Genomic DNA, 18,692 nt, shown 5'->3' on the forward strand with positions numbered 1-18,692 from the left:
AAGATGTATGGATTTGTTTCTTTAGTGTTTAGAGGTTAACAATTATGAAAGAATTATATTGAGGGCAAATTCTTTAGTGTTTAGAGGTTAAACAATGTATGAAAGGAATTATAAATTGTTGAGGGCAAAATTCTCTGAATTTTTCCTTCCCACATTATTTACATCAATGGCAGGTAACATATGCCTATTTGTTGATGGTTTGATTGTAAGTTTTTTAATTGGAGCCAGTAATCTTGCTCCTATTCAGATTGTAGCTCCAGTAATCACATTTGTCAATCTTATTTATTGGATGATCGGATTGGGAGGAAGCGTCCTATGTTCTGTTGCAAAGGCAGAATTTGATGATGAAAAAAGCAATAGCTACTTTTCAGTATCAATCATATCCCTCATATCCATCGGGGTATTGATTACGGTTATAGGACTCTTGTTTTCAGGAAGCATTGCCCAGTTCCTATGCTCTTCACAGCCTGAATTGGTTTCACAAGTGTCCCAATATTTCATTGCATTGGTTATTGGAATGCCATTCTTATGTTATATGATGAGCTTATCTTATTTCATAAGGGCGGATGGTATCCCCCAACTGCCATTCAGGGCTATACTTATAGCAAATATTGTCAATATTTGCTTTGACATTATTTACATTAAGTTTTTCAATTTGGGCCTAACAGGGGCGGCGCTTGCTACCTCAACCGGTTATCTTGTAGGTTCCATTTTAATTTCATATTACTTCTTTAAAAAGGAACGTACTTTGGAATTTATAAAATTGAAAGCTAACGCTTTCTTTAAATTCATTAAAAAGATAGTTACTTCAGGATTTTCTTCTGCGTCAACTCAACTCTATCTGACTTTAAAATTGCTTGTCATAAACTTTTTAGTTGGCCTTTACGTTGGAAAGTCAGGGGTTGTCGCATTCGGAATTTGTTATAACAGTCTGTTCATACTATACATATTCCTGATTGGAACTGCACAGACAATGTCTCCAATCGTATCTGTTTACTTTAAGGAGGAAGACTATTCTGGAGTTGACTATATTATAAAGAGGTCCCTTAAGATAGTGGTTGCTTCAAGTTTGGCTCTGTCTGTTTTATTCATATTCTATCCTCAGGCCTTGCTTTTCTTGTATAGTGTTAAAGACCCGGCAGATGTTCCTGTAGTATTGAATGCATTGAGAATTTTTGCAATAAGTTATGTAGGAACTGCAATTACATTCTTATATACCTTCTATGCTCAAGCAATTCAAAAGAACAGATTATCCACAATCATTTCATTGCTTGAAGGATTTCTATTGCCAATTTCAGCAGCAGTCATATTGTCTTTTGCAATTGGTGGAAATGGAATTTGGATTTCATTTGCAATAGCTGAGCTATTGACAATATTATTCATATTCGCTTATTCAAGAAACATCAATAAAAAGACAAATGGGGAATACACTGGATTTTTCATAAACAAGCACAATGATGATGAAAGGGTATTTGAATATACAATCAATGGAAATATTGAAGAGGCAGTAAATCTCCTTCAGAGGAAGTCCCAAAAATTACCTTATCTGGGGTGATAAAGTCCGCCACTTTAGTTGCTTTAGCTATTGAGGAGATGCTTGTAAATATCATTAACATTAATGATGTAGTCGATACGATTGATATCATCGTTAGAAAGAATGTTGATAATATTTTAATTTCAGTTAAGGACACTGGGGTTGATTTCAATCCTGTGGTGGAAAATGAAGAGCTTAAATTCGATAATATATCTGTGTTGAATAAAATTGCAGATAAGATTGATTATTCTAGAGTTTTAGGCTTGAACAGTACAGTGATAACTATAAAGAATTAATTGGGCTTTTTCCCAATTTTTATTTTTTTCTTGTTTTAATTGGAATTCGTTTTTTATGTTTTTATTTTTTTTCTTGTTTTAATTGGGATTCCTTTTCCTAACTTTATTTTTTTCTTATTTTTCTAAAAAAAGATGTTTTAAGGCCCTATTGATATAATTGCATAAAGATTATACAATTTTTGGGGCCTCCGATTGTTTGATTTTTTTAAGGATTCCTTAATAAAATCAGAATCATCTTTAATAATTTTTTGGAGGATATGGAGACTTTGTTTTCTTCTAACTCTTCATCTTCAGTTATTTTTGCGGAAATGCTTTGATATATTTTAAGAACTGGTTCTAAAAGTCTCTGCATGATTTTTTGACTCAATAGGGGATTATTATTTTATTATTGCTTATTTATTTCTTGCTCATGATTTAGTTTTATTTTGCAATTATAAAATTGCTTTAGAAGAATTATAGTTTAGGGAGTAAAGTTAGAATATGTTTTAGGGCAATAGTTATATTTTGCCTTTGATTTCATTTAATTCCTGTTCTAGCTTTTCAACCTTATCTTTATACTCTTTTAGTTCCCCTTCGGTTTGGTTGGCTTTTATTTTATATTCTTCCAATTCTTCCGACATTAGTTCTATCTTTTTATCTTCATCTCCATCATCAGTATCGGTTTCAGCTTTCTCTTTTTTCTCATCTAAAAATAGGCTGAATAGTAGGATTCCAAGGACTGCTGCAAATGTCATCGGGCCATAAAGATTGCTTGCAACGATGAGTCCAGTTGGTCTTGGGGTCAATATGGTAAGCAGAAACATCTCAAAGCCGCTGTAAAAAAACATTAAAAGCCCTGCCTTGACTGGGGATATGAATTCATTCCCATTCCATCTGTGGATGATGCTTCCAGTGATTCCGGCTAGAATTGTTGCAATGGCGCATGCCAATGCTGTAGGACCTCCCATTGAATATCTCCAGACTCCAGAGATTATTCCTACAGGTATTCCAATATATGGCCCTCCAAGCAATCCGGATATCATTACAACCAATGCTCTTGCATTGGCTGGAAGGCCGTTGATGTCCATTGTGAAATATGATGCAAGGATTCCAAGGACTGAACATAGGATTATCTGTGAGATGATTGTCTTTCGGGAGCGGTCTCCCCTTACTACGGCCTTAAAGCTTTTGGTTTTAGTGGCTAGGAATGTTAAAATCAGGACGACAGATAGGATCCTGAACATTTCCAAATAGGGAGCCCATAATGATTCCCCATTGATGGACTTGTTAAAGAATGAAATGGTTATGCTTAATAGGCCTATGATGATAAGATAGCTTATTTCATAAATTGAACTGTCACGCTTTTTAAGATTGGGGAGCCTGGTTGAAGTAAATCCTAGGATTATGATTGCACAGTTGATTGTGACAAAGTCGTGTATGACCGCCATGTTTATGTCCTTGATGTCAACCATATACTTGAATATGTTGATGTATAAGGCTATGTTAAAGATGGCTAATATTACAAACAATATTAGGATCTTTCTATCTCCGGTCAGTTTGTCTTTATAGTTGTTAAACATAGTGTATATTTTTGTTGTTAGTATGTATTAAATGTTTAATATGATGGGGGTGGTTGGTGGTTTTGGGGTTTATTTATTGCTTTAATAATGATTTAGTTTATTTTTTTTAATATTTATTGTAAAATTGATTATTTTTCTACATAATCACTTAGCATAATTTAAAATAATAGTAATTTTTATTTAATACATAAAATATAGTCATTATTATAAAATTCAATTATTTTCTGATAATTTTATTGCCGATATTTAAAAAATATTGCTAAATTTTAAAAATTATTGATAATATTTTAAAAAATCAATCAAAAAAGGTTTTTATTATGGATAAAAAGATTTTTATAGTTAGCTTTATTCTGCTAGCTATTTTCACAATAGGGGCTGTTGGCGCTTCTGATGTATCAGAGCTGACAGCAAATGATTTAGATGATAATGCTTTATCTCTAAATGATGGTGAAGATTTGCTTGCTGGAGATGAATCTGGTGAATCTGGCAAGGAATCTTATTTTAATAATGATAATAACTATAATGATGAAAATAGGGTAAATGCGAATAATCTTGATTATGGTGCTGGTGATAATGATGCATCTAAAGACAAGGTCCTATCTGATAATGTTTCCGATTATATCTATGCCACTACCCTTAGCGTATCTGTCGATGACACTCCTCAAAGCCAGTATCCTACCGCCACTGTCAGCTTAAATGATTTGAGTGGCAATCCTGTTGCTGAAGCCAGCGTTTCCGTCAGTGTCGATGGTGATGATTATATGACTGTAATCACCACAACAGATGGTACATGCCCTCTTTCACTTGATAACTATCTGTCTGTAGGCAGTCATAAGGTTGGGGCAGAGTATTCCGGCGATGGGACTTATGGACCTTCAAGCGCTTCCACCACATTCAATGTATTGGAAGAATATTCCTCTTATCTAAATACAGATTTGTTCATATATACAGGCACTGGCAGGGAAGGGGGCTATACTTCTGTTACAGGTAAGCTGACTCATATAAATCAGCCTATATCCAATGCTACAATTTCCCTTTATGTCGACGATGACTTCTATTCTAATCTGACCACTGATAAGCAAGGCGAAATCGAGGGGATGTTATTCAATATAAGCGTAGGCCGTCATGAGCTTAGGGGAGAATATGTAGGTGATCGAGGATTTGAACCCTCAAATGCCACCAAATACTTCAATGTCTTGCCTAAGGATTCAGTTTCCAGCAATATTCAAATGACACTGAATGCCTCTGATGCTCAAGTGGGAACACAAGCTAATGCATATGTCTTATTGGAAAGACAATATGGAGGCCCTATGGAGGATGCTACAATTTCCATCAGCGTTGATGACGTATTTTATATGAATGTGACCACTAACGCCCTAGGTTATGCTTTCTTTGATTTGTCTGATGACTTGTCTGTAGGCAGCCATAAGCTTTCTGGAGAATATCCTGGCAATGAGTATACAGGCTCATCAAGCGCTTCAATCACTTTCAATATTTTACCAGTGGACGATTCCAGCTATAACTTCACTGTTACCGAATATGCAAATTACTTAGACACTAATACCACAGTTCTTGATATTTCATCAAAATACTATGTCAACGGAAGCTTTAATGTTTCAGTTGTCTCTCCAAACGGAACTCTGTCCACTTTCACTCAAGACTGCAGTCCTGATGGCCATAATAATTGGTCAATGGCTGATTTTGGAATTGATGGCATTGGAAGCTATATCATTTCCGGATCTTTAATCTTTAAGAATGAGACATTAACCCATTTTGACAATCAGACCTTCCATGCAATCTGCATCAGGCCGATATATATGGAAAGCACTGAAGCCAACAATCCGTTGGATATCCTGGTGGTATATAATTCAAGCGATGCAACCAAGGTCTCTGTGAATGGCTCCGGCCTATTTGAAGGACGAAAAATCACTGATGGTCCTATAGTCTGGAATCTTACAGACTTAAACATCACTGAGCTTGGAGACTATAACATCAGCGTTATGTCATATGACAGCAAAGGCAATCTCATTGACAGATTTGACTATAATCTGACCATTGGCCCTAATGGGGACGACTATAAACTCTATGCAAAGATAGATCCAAACTCTTACAGTACTGATGATGTGGCTGTAGCATTATATTGTCCAAATGCATCATGGGGAAATGACATAGAGGTTCATATTTATATGGGCAACCCTCTTGAAGTTCTCACCTTTTTCCCAGATAGCGTTAGTCCTACAGAAGCAGCGTCTTTTAAGAAATACACATTAGCTGATTTGAGAATTGAAAATAGCAATGATTATAGGGTTGAGATTAAGGACTTTGCTCTCAACCAATTCCCAGGGATTTCATTCAACATAAAAGTCTGCTATAGCAATATGATTCTCGTCAGCGGAAACGGAAGCTTTGAGATTGACTTTGATGGTGCGTCAGTCAATGCAACCCTAACAGATTCAAATGGAAATCCTATTTCAAATGCTAGCGTTTCAGCTTTAGTTAATGGAGTAGAGTCTAACTGCACTACAGATGATAATGGTAATCTAATAATTCCATTTGAAGGCAATACAACTGTAAAATTGACTTATATTGATAATAATGGAGTTGAAATAAAAGGCACCGGGAAGTATGTCAAGGAATCTGTCATTAAGAATAGAACTGAAACCAAGATTATCTATCAAAACATGACAACCACTACAGTCAATTCCAATGTAGACGGAAGGATAGGCAAGTACTTTGAAGTAAGTCTGCAGGACGCCGATGGAAACCCAATTGCAAACAAGACTGTATTCATAGGATTCAATGGAAAGGTCTACAACCGTACCACTAACTCTACAGGTGGCGTAAGCTTACAGATCAACCTTGGATATGCTGGAAAATATACATTTGCCATAGCATTCCTTGGAGATGATGATTATATGGGCTCATTTGAAGTTGCTTTAATCACTGTAAACAAGCAGACTCCTAAGATTACAGCAAGCTCTAAGGCTTATAGGCCTAATTCCAAGGCTAAGTCTTTAGTTGCTACATTGAAGTCTGCAAAGGGCAATGCAATAAGCGGCAAGAAGATAAGCTTTACCATTAATGGAAAGACCTATTCAACAACTACAAATGCAAAAGGACTTGCTACATTGAATGTTTCTTTAAGTAAGAAAGGAACTTACTCCTGTACTGCTAAATATGCAGGAGATGGAATGTATAAGGCAACTAGTACTAAGTTTAGTGTAAAAATAGCTTAAGAGGATTATTCCTCTTATTTTTTCTTTTTTTAGTTATTAAAATTTATTTTTTTAATCCCCTTTTTAGGGATAGGTATGATTTTTTCTTTTTTTAGAAGTAAACTATTCTTTTTATCTTTTTTTAGGAATAGGTTATTATTTTTATCTTTTTTAGGAATAGGTTATTATTTTTATCTTTTTTTAGAAATAGATTTTTTTGATAGTGTTGGCACTTTTTGGCACCTTATTTTGTGTATTTTTGGCACTTTCTGGCACTTTCTTTCAGTGTAATTAGAGACTGTTCCTTACTCCTTTTTCCTATTGCTTACTTTAGATAAGTTTTTCCACTTTCACATCAATTTTTACTTCAAAATATTAAATTGATTTAAAAGTGTTAAATTGATTTTATCCTGTTAGGTTTACTATATATTATAAATAGTAAACCGAGTATTATTTTTTTAAGATATGGGGTAATAATTAATCTTATTTTAACAAAAAAACTTATATAATAGTTTTTACACATCTATGTTTACAGATGTTTTTTATGGATTTCATCTTTGTAATTTGGATATAAATATTAGTGTAAAAGACGTATTTTTGAAAAGTATATTCTTAAGTGTGGAAATAAAGTTTAAAGATGTATTTTTTAAAAGTATATTCTTAGTTTTTTTTGAGTGAATGCGTATTTTGGAGGGGCTTTTAATGAAGATTAAAGGTGATTATATGACTGTAAAAGTCTTTATAAGCAGTAATCAAAATGAATTCTTTGAAGAAAGGAAGTTAATCAAAAAAGAGCTCGAATCTGATTCCATGTTTAAAAACTATGTTGATGTTTTTGTTTTTGAAGAAAATGAAGCAAGATCCTTATCTCCACAGGAAAATTTCATCGAAGGATTATATAATTCCGATGTATATATCGGTCTTATCGGATCATCTTATGGCGATATAAAGGACAATGGATTATCCTCTACAGAATATGAATATGAGATTTTCAGCAGACTTAAGAACAAACAGAATATCTATTTTTTTATAAAGGATTCCAATGAAAGAGAAGATAAGGCTCTGGATTTCATTGAAAGAATTAAAAGCGATACAAGCTTTAAAATTTTTCACAATACTGTAGAGCTCATTGAAGAGATAAAAAGGAGCCTAAAGGCACATATAAATCAGAGTCTAAGCAATCAGGAATTTGACTTTCAATTGTTAGCAGAATCCAGTTGTGACGATGTTAGCAAGGAAGCTTTAGATTTGCTTTTTGATTCCATTGATTATCAGCCTATACTGGATTTATTAGGTAATCGTGATATGGAGAGCATATTAGAAATCTTAAGCTTGGGAAAGAAAGATTTGTCAGGAACTTTTCGTTTAAACAATGCCGGTGCCTTATTTTTAGCAGAAAACATTGAAAAGTTTAACATTGAGCATGAAGTGAAACTGGTTAGGTTTAAAGGGAATACCAAATTGGAAATGATTGACAAATGCTATACCACCAGTCCTTTCTTTATTCTTTTAAAGGAGTTTGAACATTTCTATTGGAAAAACATTAAAGTGGGCTCTGTCATTAACGGCTTGCGACGTGTAAATATTCCAGAATATCCCTTTAATGCCATCAGGGAGGCTATGATAAATGCTTTGGCCCATAGGGATTATAGCTTTAAGGGCAGTTTCATTCAATTTTATATCTATGACGATAGGATTGAGATAATTAGTCCGGGAAATCTTTTGTATCCATTAAAGGTTTCTAATTTGAAGAATATTGAAGTCCCTGTGCACCGAAATAAGAATATTTGTAATTTGTTCTCCAAAACCATTTTTATGGAGCACGTTGGCTCTGGAATTCAGCGCATGTGTGATGAGATGAGAAAGTCTGGCTTGAGGGAACCTGAATTTATAAACGGCGAGGGATTCTTTAAGGTAATATTTTGGGGACCTAATGGAAAATTGATCTATCCGGAAGAGGCTGTGGATAATAATGTTTTGGACCTAACTAAAGTAGGGTTGAATGATAGGCAGATAAGAGCATTGTCAAGAATAGTTAATGAAAAAGTAAAATATTCCTATGAAAGATATTCTAATGAGTTTGATGTGTCTAAATCAACTTCTAAACGAGATTTAAATGATTTGGCTAAGAAAGGGCTAGTTATTGAAAATAAATCCAATAGAAGAAATTATTATTTTGTTGAATAATTTTTTCTATTTTGGTTTGTTCTTGGCACTTTTTGGTATTTTTTGGCAGTTTGTGGTTTTTGTCTGTTGGTATTTTTTGACACTTTTTTAGGTCTCTTATCAATGAATTTTTTAAGCAAAAATATTGATAATAAGTCATTTTATTTTAATGTATAGTTTACCATATATTACCAAACTCTTATTTTATATTTGTTTTTCTAAAATTTTAATGTATAGTTTACTATTTATAAAAATATTAGTTTTCAGACGCTCTCACATCATTTATAAGCTATTAAAATCAAAATAATTTTGCGGAAAAATGAAGAATTTGTTTTGAAAATATTTTTTTAAAGGGTGATATGTATGATAGACGAATCAATACTCAATTTATTTAAAGACGAAAAAATAAGGTCCATTTGGGATGATAAGACAGGAGATTACTACTATTCAATTGTTGACCTTATTTCAATCATTACCGAAAGCAAAAATCCTGATAAATATTGGTCTGATTTGAAAAGAAAGATGAAAAAGGATGAATACAACCTATTGAATAAATATATAGTTCAGATGGAAATGCCCTCCTCTAATGGCAAGATGCGTTTGACAGATGCAGGGGATATTGAAACGGTTTTGCGAATAATACAAGCAGTTCCATCACCAAATGCAGAGCCTTATAAGGAATGGCTAGCCCAAGTGGCCAACGAATGCCTTGAAGAGTATATAAATCCTGAATTAGCTATTGAAATGGCAATAGGCGCTTATCGCAAAAAGGGCTATAGCGAAGAGTGGATCAGTCGAAAGCTCTTTAGCATGGAGATAAGAAATGGCCTTAAGAAAGAGGGTTTTAAAGAAAAGACAAATAGGGAGCATGTTTTAGATAGTTTAGCTTAAGTTTCGCAAATGAAATCATAAAGGCTAAAAACCCTGAAGAACTTGAAAAAAGTGAAGAACTAGCTAAATATGGGGAAAAGATAGCGAAAAACGCAAGATGTGAAATAGAAGCTGGAATTGCTTATAGTATTTTAACTGAAGAAAATTCCAATCAGAGAGTATTTGGAAAATGATTTAATTAAAAATGTTTTTTATAGAAAACTTTTTTATATAATTTGGAATATTTGTTTCTTATAGAAAACTTTTTAATATATTTTTTATAAATAGTTTCTTATAGAATACTTTTTTATATAATTTAGAATATTTGTTTCTTATAGAAAACTTTTTTATACATTTCTTATAATTTAATTTTTTAGAAAACATTATTAATAATTTTTATTTTTTATAAAGAACTTTAATTAGGAGCTAAATCATGGTGAAAAGAGAATTATATATGAATAAAATCAATAGCTTCATTGATAAGGATTTAATAAAAATAATAACCGGTGTAAGACGTAGCGGCAAATCTTACTTTTTTAAATTAATCATTAATGAACTAAAGGAAAGAGGAGTGGCTGAAGAAAATATTCTTTTAATAGATTTTGAACTTCCTCAATACAGACATATAAAAACAAGTGAAGAGTTAGATGAGATTGTATTGGATTTCATTGATTCACATCCTGAAAAAACATATCTCTTTTTTGATGAGATACAAAATGTTTCCGAGTGGGAGCTGTCTGTAAATTCATATTATAAATTATCAAAAAGCGATATTTACATTACCGGTTCCAATTTTAAATTATTATCTAAAGAATTAGCTAGCTTTTTAACAGGGCGTTATGTTTCAATTAACATGTATCCTTTTTCATTTAATGAATTTATTGATTATAAAAAGGAGATTGGGTCTCTGCCTATAAATAGCAATGAATTAAATACCGAGCTTGAAAATTATTTCGATGAATATTTTCGCTATGGCGGTTTTCCTACAGCGATTTCTTCTAATGACCATAAGGAGATAATATTGAATGATTTATATTCATCAATTATTTTAAATGACATCGTCACAAGATATGAGATAAGAAATGTAGGCCTATTCAGTAGGATAATCAAGTTTTTAATTGAAAATGTAGGAAATTTGATATCTGCCAATTCCTTGTATAATTATTTAAGAGGACAAGGTATGGAAATTACCAAACCAACAATATACAATTATCTAAATTATTTGGAAAGTGCTAATATACTATCTAAAATTACAAGGGAGGATTTAGTAGGCAAAAGAGAAATTAACGGTTCTGAAAAGTATTATTTGATAGACCAAGGATTTTATAGGTCCCAGTTGGAGATTAAACAAGAAAATACTGGCAGAATCATAGAAAATATTGTTTACTTGGAATTACTTAGGAGAGGTTACACAATCACTATAGGATGCATTGGAAAATTGGAAGTTGATTTTGTATGCAAAAGGAACAATGAGAGGATATATATTCAAGTTGCATATTATTTAAGCAGTGATGAAACCATTGAAAGGGAATTTGAACCTTTAAGGAGAATATCAGATAACTATCCGAAATATGTTTTATCCATGGATAAGACAGACCAATCTCGTGAAGGCATTAAACATTTAAACATAATTCAATTCTTAAGATCTTCTGAAGATATTTGATTGCTTTTAAATTTCCTCAAAAAATGCTATTTCACTATAATCTCCTAGTTTATTTTATTTTACTATAATCAAACTAATCGTTTCTTTATTAACTATTTTACACCATACAAACTAATAATTTCCTTTTTAAATTAATTTAATTAATTCTTATAAAATATAAATAGAAATTTTTATATGTTTATATTATATACTTTTAATTAATAGTATTACATTTAATTAATATTATTTGACTCAATTAATATCTTTTGATGGAAGATGATGAAAATGACTAAAAAGAATCTTTTTTTAATTAGTTTAATACTACTAATTATTCTTACAATTGGTGCTGTCAGCGCAGCTGATGATTTATCTGCATCATCAGATCTGACAGTTGAAGATTCTGGAGAAGCCATAGCTACGGCTCCTGAAGAATCTGTTCTGATTAATGAAAATAATGGAGATTCGATTGCTGATAAGGGGCTTAGTGATCCTATCTCAAATGAAACTGCGAATATCGCAATAGATGAAAAGACTACAAATGATAAAGCTATTTCTGAAGAGGATAATTCCATTTATTCTAAAGACAAGGCTAATGTTCTTCGTGAAAATGAAACACCTGTTATTTTGACTATAAATGCTCCAAATATCTATTATGGTGAAACCGCTAATGTAACTGTTTCTGCAAGGTATGGGGCTGGGCCTTTAGCCAACAGTAGCATTAATCTTGCTCTTGATGGCGCAGCTGGTGAAAATATTTTAATTTTTGATGACGGTATTGCTCAAAAGAATTATACTGGTTTAGCTGCAGGCAATCATGCTGTTGTAGCATCCTTTAGCGGATATGGTCCTTATCCTTCTGCAAGTGCTTCAAAAAGCTTTGAAGTTTTAACCCCGACAGTCAATATAGAGATAGAAGCTAATGATATCTATTATGGGGAAAGAGCTTATGTCACTCTTCATGTAACCTATGGAAACCAGCCTTTTGCCAATAATACTATCCAAGTATCTCTTGATGGCCAAAGCAGTACAAGTTTTATCGTAGAGGATGATGGCAATATTCAAGTGACTTATTCCAATTTGGCTCTAGGCAGTCACACTGTTTCAGCATACTTTAGCGGATATGGTCCTTATCCATCTGCAAGCGCTTCAAAAGACTTCAAGGTTTCAAAAAAGGAAACTGCTGTATCATTGAGCGTGTCCAATCCTCAGCTTGATAAGGGTGATGAGCTTCGTTTCACTCCTAGCGTAATTTCAAACGGATTTTATGTTATGGCTAATTCCTATTCCATTATGGTTGATGGCATGAGTAATTATTCTTATTGGACTGAAAACGGCACTTATTTCCTTTCAACTTCCTCTCTTAGTAGTGGAAATCATACTCTTACTGTAAGTTATGCTGGAGATGCGAGTTTCTTGCCTTCATCTGCAAATGCCACTTTCACAGTCAATTCTTACAAGGCCACTTTATCATTAATGATGATTGAAACAGAGCTTTATCCGGGGGATGATTGTTATATTTTCATTGATCTCTATGACAGCAATACTCATCAGTCAATTGCAGCTAATATTACAGTAAGCGTTGGCAATAATTCTTATCTGTATCCTATTCGAGTGAATTCAAGCTTTAATCTTCCTACTGATAATCTTGCTCCTGGAGTTTACAATGTAACTGCATTCTTTGATGGAAATGGTCTATATGATCCTGAAACTGCAGTTGGAACCTTGACTGTTCTTTCTAAGAAGGAAACTACTTTATCATTAAGCATATCCAATCCTGTTCTTAGTATTGGGGATGAGCTTCGTTTCATTCCTAGTTTAACTGGAGATGGGTCTTACATTTGGGGTGCTTCCTATACAATTAAGGTTGATGGCATGGGCAATCAGACTTGTAGGCTTGTTAACGATACTTATTTCCTTTCAACTTCCGATTTTGCGATTGGTAATCATGCCCTTACTGTAAGTTATGCTGGAAATGGTGAATACATGCCTTCATCTGCAACCGGTTATTTCGAAGTTACTCCTAAAAAGGCCAATTTATCATTAAACATGTTATCAACAGAGCTTTATCCTGGTGATGACTGTTATCTTTACATTTATTTGACTGACAGCAATACTCATCAGTCAATTGCAGCGAATATTACAATAAGCGTTGGCAATAATTCTTATCCGTATCCTATTCGAGAGAATTCAAGCTTTAATCTTCCTACTGATAATCTTGCTCCTGGAGTTTACAATGTAACTGCATTCTATCCTGGAAATGATCTATACGGTCCTGAAACTGCAGTTGAAACCTTAACAGTTATGGAGGAAAACGCTACAATCAAAACAGAAACCTATCTAAGCATAATTATGGCTTCTGGAGATAAATATCTTGGAGACAATATACCATTCTCAGTTAGCCGAACTCCATCTGGAGTTTCACTCTTTGGAGATAATTACATCTTTAGCATTGACGGAGTTGAGTCTCAAGATATATTCTATGAGAATTTCTCCTATTTCATTGTAACTGAGAACCTTTCCCTTGGAAACCATAACCTTACAGCATATTATCCAGGAGATGAGATGTACTTGCCTTCATCTGCAAGTCAGAACTTCACACTTATCTCTAGGCCTAAATCAGATGTCTTATTAAGCATAGAGGCAAATGACACTTTCATTGGAGAGGATGCGACTATTATAATCAATATGATTGATGAATTAGGCAATCCTATTGATGGAGCTAACGTTTACCTTTATATGGATAATAAGGAATTTGCTCTTCCGTTAGTAAATGGTGTCGCTCAATTCTCCTACTCTAATTTATCATTAGGCACATATCTAGTTAGCGCATTATTTAACGGAACTGAATACTATAATCCTGCAAACGCTTCTGCAAGCTTTGAAGTTCTAAATGCAAACCTAACTGTAACCAAGGATAACTTCTTCCAATTCTTCAATAATAACGGAGTATTGAATACAAATGCAACTGACTTAAAATTTGTAGGTGAATTTAATGATTTAGGCATTACAAGCATAAAAATCAACAAGCCAGTTTCCATTGTAGGTGAAAATGCAAATATAATCAACATTCCAGTGATTGTCTCTTCAGATGACGTATCCCTTGCAAACATTGCATTTGCCTACAACGGTTCAGAGCCTATAATATATGCAAACAATGTGGCTAATCTAGAAATCATAAACAATGCATTCTCCTATAAATCCCCTTCAGATAAAAGCTATGCAGTAAACATTACAAAATCTGAAAATGTAACAATAATCGACAATTCCTTTAATGTAGTGGGTGGAAACAATACCTATGGTATTAATATAGATGCAATTGGCTTTGAAATCGATTCCAACGATATCTATGTTGAATCCACAGAGTATTATGCCTCAGCAATCAACATCAACGGTCCAAGTTCAGGAAATGTTTTAAACAACACCATTAATGCATACGCTCCTATGATGGTCTATGCAATCAATACAGACCCATCTAGCGGAACCCTTGAAACAAGCTACAGAGACAATGTAATTGAAGGAGAATCCTACTTTGCAATCGGTATTTACGACGATTCAGAAACAATCACCGGTAACGAAATCAAATTGACTGCTAACTATGCAATAGGAATTGTAGCTCTCTCTGAATCTAACATTGAAGACAATAAAATCAAGTTAGATGCTACAAATGTCGGTGACGAGGATGTTGAAGATGATGAAGTTGACGTTCAGACTGCAGGAATTGTAATCAAGAACAATGTTCAAGTTACAGGAAACAATATCGATTCAAGCGACGCATCCATTGCAGTTGTCTCAGGAAGCTCCACCATTAACAATAATGCATTGAATGGTCATGTAACCGTTGGAGGAGACAGCAGCGACAATAATATCGTAAACAATATCATCAACACAGAATCAGAATATGCAGTTGAATTGACCACAACAACCGGAAACACTGTATACAACAATGAGATCCATGCAGCTGATACTGTAGGTAACGATGCTGTAAATGCTGAAAATATAGGTGCAAACACTGTAGAGGAAAATAACGATTGGGTAAACATCACTAACTTGATATTGACAGTGAATGATGATTCAACTGAAGTCACTGCAAACCTTACTGACATTTGGGGAAATCCTATAAGCGGCATCATAAATGTTTCACTAAACGGTGCAGATCCAGCCGAATGCACAGTAAATGAAACTGGATTATATGTGATTCCAATCACCCAAAACTCAACCGTTTACGCTTCTTATATAAATGTAGACGGCAGTCTTTCCTTTGATAAGATAAAAGTAATTGTATTTAACTTCCCTGTAGAAGTTCTTCCTAATGCTACCATTGCATTGACTGACCTTGATGGCACTGTTGTTGCTAATGTGACTGACCTTGAGGGTAATGCTATAGCTAATAAATTGCTTGCAGTTACCGTTAATGATATTCCGGTTCTTGGTGCTCAAACTGATGATGAAGGTATTTATTCTATTGATGTAGTAGGCAATGCCACTGTTGTTGTAAGTTACATTGATGCTAATGGAATTACTGTTAGCAGTTCAATTCAAATAATTAACAATGTTGAAACTGAAACCGGAACCATAATTATTCGTCCTAATGCTACTATTGCATTGACTAATGTTGATGGCACTGTTGTTGCTAATGTGACTGATCTTGATGGCAATGCTTTAGCTAATAAGTTGTTAACTGTCACTGTTAATGGTGCTTCTAAGCTTGGAGCTAAAACAGATGAAAATGGTATTTATTCTATCGATGTTGATGGCAATGCCACTGTTGTTGTAAGTTACACTGATGCTAATGGAATTACTGTTACCAGTTCCATTAATGTGGTTGTTAATACAGTAACAGAGACTGAAACTTTACGTCCTAATGCTACCATTGGTTTGGAAAGGGATGGAAATGTTGTCATTATTACTTTAGTTGATTCTGATGATAATCCTATTTCTGGTGCTGATGTGGTTGTTTATGTTAATGATATTGAAACTTTAGTTGATCCTACTGATAGTGAAGGTAAAACCAACGTATCCTTTGAAGGAAACGCTACTATTGAAGTTATTTATCTTGATGATAATCTTATAGCTGTTTCTAGCTCCATTGAAATTATTAACAATACTGAAGTTGAGATTGAGAGTGAAACTTTACGTCCTAATGTTACCATTGGTTTGGAAAGGGATGGAAATGTTGTCATTATTACTTTAGTTGATTCTGATGATAATCCTATTTCTGGTGCTGATGTGGTTGTTTATGTTAATGATATTGAGACTTTAGTTGATCCTACTGATAGTGAAGGTAAAACCAACGTATCCTTTGAAGGAAACGCTACTATTGAAGTTATTTATCTTGATGATAATCTTATAGCTGTTTCTAGCTCCATTGAAATTATTAACGATACTGTTGAAGGCGAAACCATTATTATCAATCCTGACGCTACCATTAAGTTACATCATGTTGATAATAAGGTCATTGTTAATTTGACTGACCTTGAAGGTCATCCTTTAGCTGATAAGGTGATTTACGTATATGTTAATTATGAAGAGATAGAAGGTGCTAAGACTGATGAGAATGGTCTTTATTCTGTTGATATAGAAGGCAATACATCTGTTATTGTCACTTATGTCGATCCTGTTGGAAGAAGGGTTACCAGTTCCATTGATGTGGTTGTAAATACTGAAACTGAGACCGAGACTGTTGTTATTCGTCCTAATGCTACTATTGCATTGACTAATGTTGATGGCACTGTTGTTGCTAATGTGACTGATCTTGAGGGCAATGCTATAGCTAATAAATTGCTTACTGTTACTGTTAATGGTGCTCCTAAGCTTGGTGCTCAAACAGATGAAAATGGTATTTATTCTGTTGATGTAGATGGCAATGCTACTGTTGTTGTAAGTTGCACTGATGATAATGGCATAACTGTCACCAGTTCTATTATAGTTGTCAACAGCACTGAGATAGTGGAAGTTGAAAAGATAGTAAACCAAACAGTTGAAGTTGAAAAGATTGTCTATGTAAACCAGACTGTAGAGGTTCCTGTTGAGGTTGAAAAGATCGTTTATGTAAACCAAACAAATAATAACACTATTGAGGTTGAGAAGATTGTCTATGTAAACCAGACTGTAGAGGTTCCGGTTGAAGTAGAGAAGATTATTTACATCAACAATACTGTAGAGGTTCCTGTTGAAGTTGAGAAGATTGTCTATGTAAATGAAACCGACAACAGCACCATTGGAACTGAAAAGATTGTCTATATTAACCAAACTGTTGAAAAGATAGTTTATGTAAATCAAACAGTTCCTATTATTCCAAATAGAACTGCCACTAATATTATATGTGATAATATGACTACTGAGGCAGTTGCTACAGTTGACGGAAGAATAGGTAAATACTTTGAAGTGACTTTGGTGGATGCTGATGGAAACCCATTGGTCAATAAGCCAGTCGCCATTGGATTTTCAGGCAAGATCTATAACCGTATAACAAATGAGACAGGGGGCGTAAAGCTACAGATCAACCTTGGATACAAAGGTTCATACACCTTTGCCATAGCATTCCTTGGAGATGATGACTATAACGGTTCATTTGCAGTTGCAAACGTTAAGGTAACTGATCAGAATGCTAAACTTACAGCAAGTGGAAAAGCCTATAAGGCTAGCGCTAAGACTAAAGCAGTATCTGCTACCTTCAAGTCTGCAAATGGAAATGCAATAAGCGGCAAGAAGATAAGCTTCACTGTCAATGGAAAAACCTATTCAGCGACTACAAACGATAAGGGAGTCGCTAAGGTCAATGTTTCATTGAATAAAAAAGGAACTTACACTTGCACAGCCAAATTTACAGGAAATGGAATGTATAAGACAACAAGCACTAGTTTCAAAGTAAAAATATTTTAAGGATAGTTTTATAAACTATTCTTAATTTCCTTTTTTTAAGTCATTTTCAGTTCTTCTTTTTTATTTTTTTTAAGTCATTTTCAGTTCTTCTTTTTTATTTTTTTTAAGTCATTTTCATATTCTTCTTTTTTTTATTTTTTTATCAGTTTTTCTGATTGTTTTTTGTATGAATTTTTATTTTTTGAGTTTGTTTTTTTCACTTTTTTTCTGATCATTTTTTTTCAGTTTTTCATATTATTTTTGTCATAATTTTAATTAATTTTAGCTATTATAATTTGTTAAGTTCATTCTATTTTTGTAATTTTAAATAATCGTAAATTTAATATAATTCATTCATATTAAAAATAATTTAAAATATATTTGCTCGATGAGGATATCAGTTTACTATTTATTATAAATAGTAAACAAAGTACTAAAACATTTAAAATAATTACTAAAAAAGAATGAAAATTTAACAATGTTTAAAATTTTTCAAAATATTAAACATTTTTTAATAAAACTTAGTTTTTATATAATTTCATTTATAGT

Annotated in this window: 8 protein-coding genes; 7 read left to right on the forward strand and 1 reads right to left on the reverse strand. The window is 33.4% G+C overall.

Annotated elements, in window-relative coordinates; all coding sequences use genetic code 11:
- Positions 1 to 94 precede the first annotated feature (94 nt).
- A complete protein-coding gene (locus MRU_RS00355; protein ID WP_012954877.1) occupies positions 95 to 1,555 on the forward strand; it encodes an MATE family efflux transporter in 1,461 nt (486 codons plus the stop codon).
- Positions 1,552 to 1,830 carry a hypothetical protein gene (locus MRU_RS00360; RefSeq protein ID WP_048812330.1) on the forward strand — a complete coding sequence of 93 codons (279 nt, stop codon included), beginning with the start codon at positions 1,552 to 1,554 and terminating at the stop codon, positions 1,828 to 1,830. Before MRU_RS00355 ends, MRU_RS00360 begins: the two co-directional genes overlap by 4 nt.
- Positions 1,831 to 2,327: 497 nt before the next feature.
- Here the strand turns inward: MRU_RS00360 and MRU_RS00365 are convergent, their stop codons facing one another.
- Positions 2,328 to 3,389 (reverse strand): LytS/YhcK type 5TM receptor domain-containing protein, encoded by a 1,062-nt coding sequence (locus MRU_RS00365; RefSeq protein WP_012954879.1) that lies wholly within the window; start codon positions 3,387 to 3,389, stop codon positions 2,328 to 2,330.
- A gap of 317 nt (positions 3,390 to 3,706) precedes the next feature.
- Here MRU_RS00365 and MRU_RS00370 point away from each other — a divergent pair, with 317 nt between their 5' ends.
- From MRU_RS00370 to MRU_RS00390, 5 genes are all read left to right on the forward strand, one after another.
- The gene (locus MRU_RS00370) at positions 3,707 to 6,625 is read left to right on the forward strand and encodes an Ig-like domain-containing protein (protein WP_012954880.1); all 2,919 of its coding nucleotides are present in this window, start codon (positions 3,707 to 3,709) and stop codon (positions 6,623 to 6,625) included.
- 681 nt (positions 6,626 to 7,306) lie between these two features.
- The gene (locus MRU_RS00375; protein WP_048812331.1) at positions 7,307 to 8,791 is read left to right on the forward strand and encodes an ATP-binding protein; all 1,485 of its coding nucleotides are present in this window, start codon (positions 7,307 to 7,309) and stop codon (positions 8,789 to 8,791) included.
- A gap of 342 nt (positions 8,792 to 9,133) precedes the next feature.
- Positions 9,134 to 9,661, forward strand: coding sequence for a BRO family protein (locus tag MRU_RS00380; protein ID WP_012954882.1), 528 nt, complete (start codon positions 9,134 to 9,136; stop codon positions 9,659 to 9,661).
- A 412-nt stretch (positions 9,662 to 10,073) separates the two neighbouring features.
- On the forward strand, positions 10,074 to 11,303 hold the full coding sequence (locus MRU_RS00385; RefSeq protein WP_012954883.1) for an ATP-binding protein: 1,230 nt from the start codon (positions 10,074 to 10,076) through the stop codon (positions 11,301 to 11,303).
- Between the two features lie 264 nt (positions 11,304 to 11,567).
- Entirely contained in the window at positions 11,568 to 18,164 is a 6,597-nt protein-coding gene (locus MRU_RS00390) for an Ig-like domain repeat protein (RefSeq protein ID WP_048812332.1), read from the forward strand.
- The last annotated feature ends 528 nt before the right edge of the window (positions 18,165 to 18,692 follow it).

This window comes from Methanobrevibacter ruminantium M1, assembly GCF_000024185.1.
Taxonomy (GTDB): domain Archaea; phylum Methanobacteriota; class Methanobacteria; order Methanobacteriales; family Methanobacteriaceae; genus Methanobrevibacter; species Methanobrevibacter ruminantium.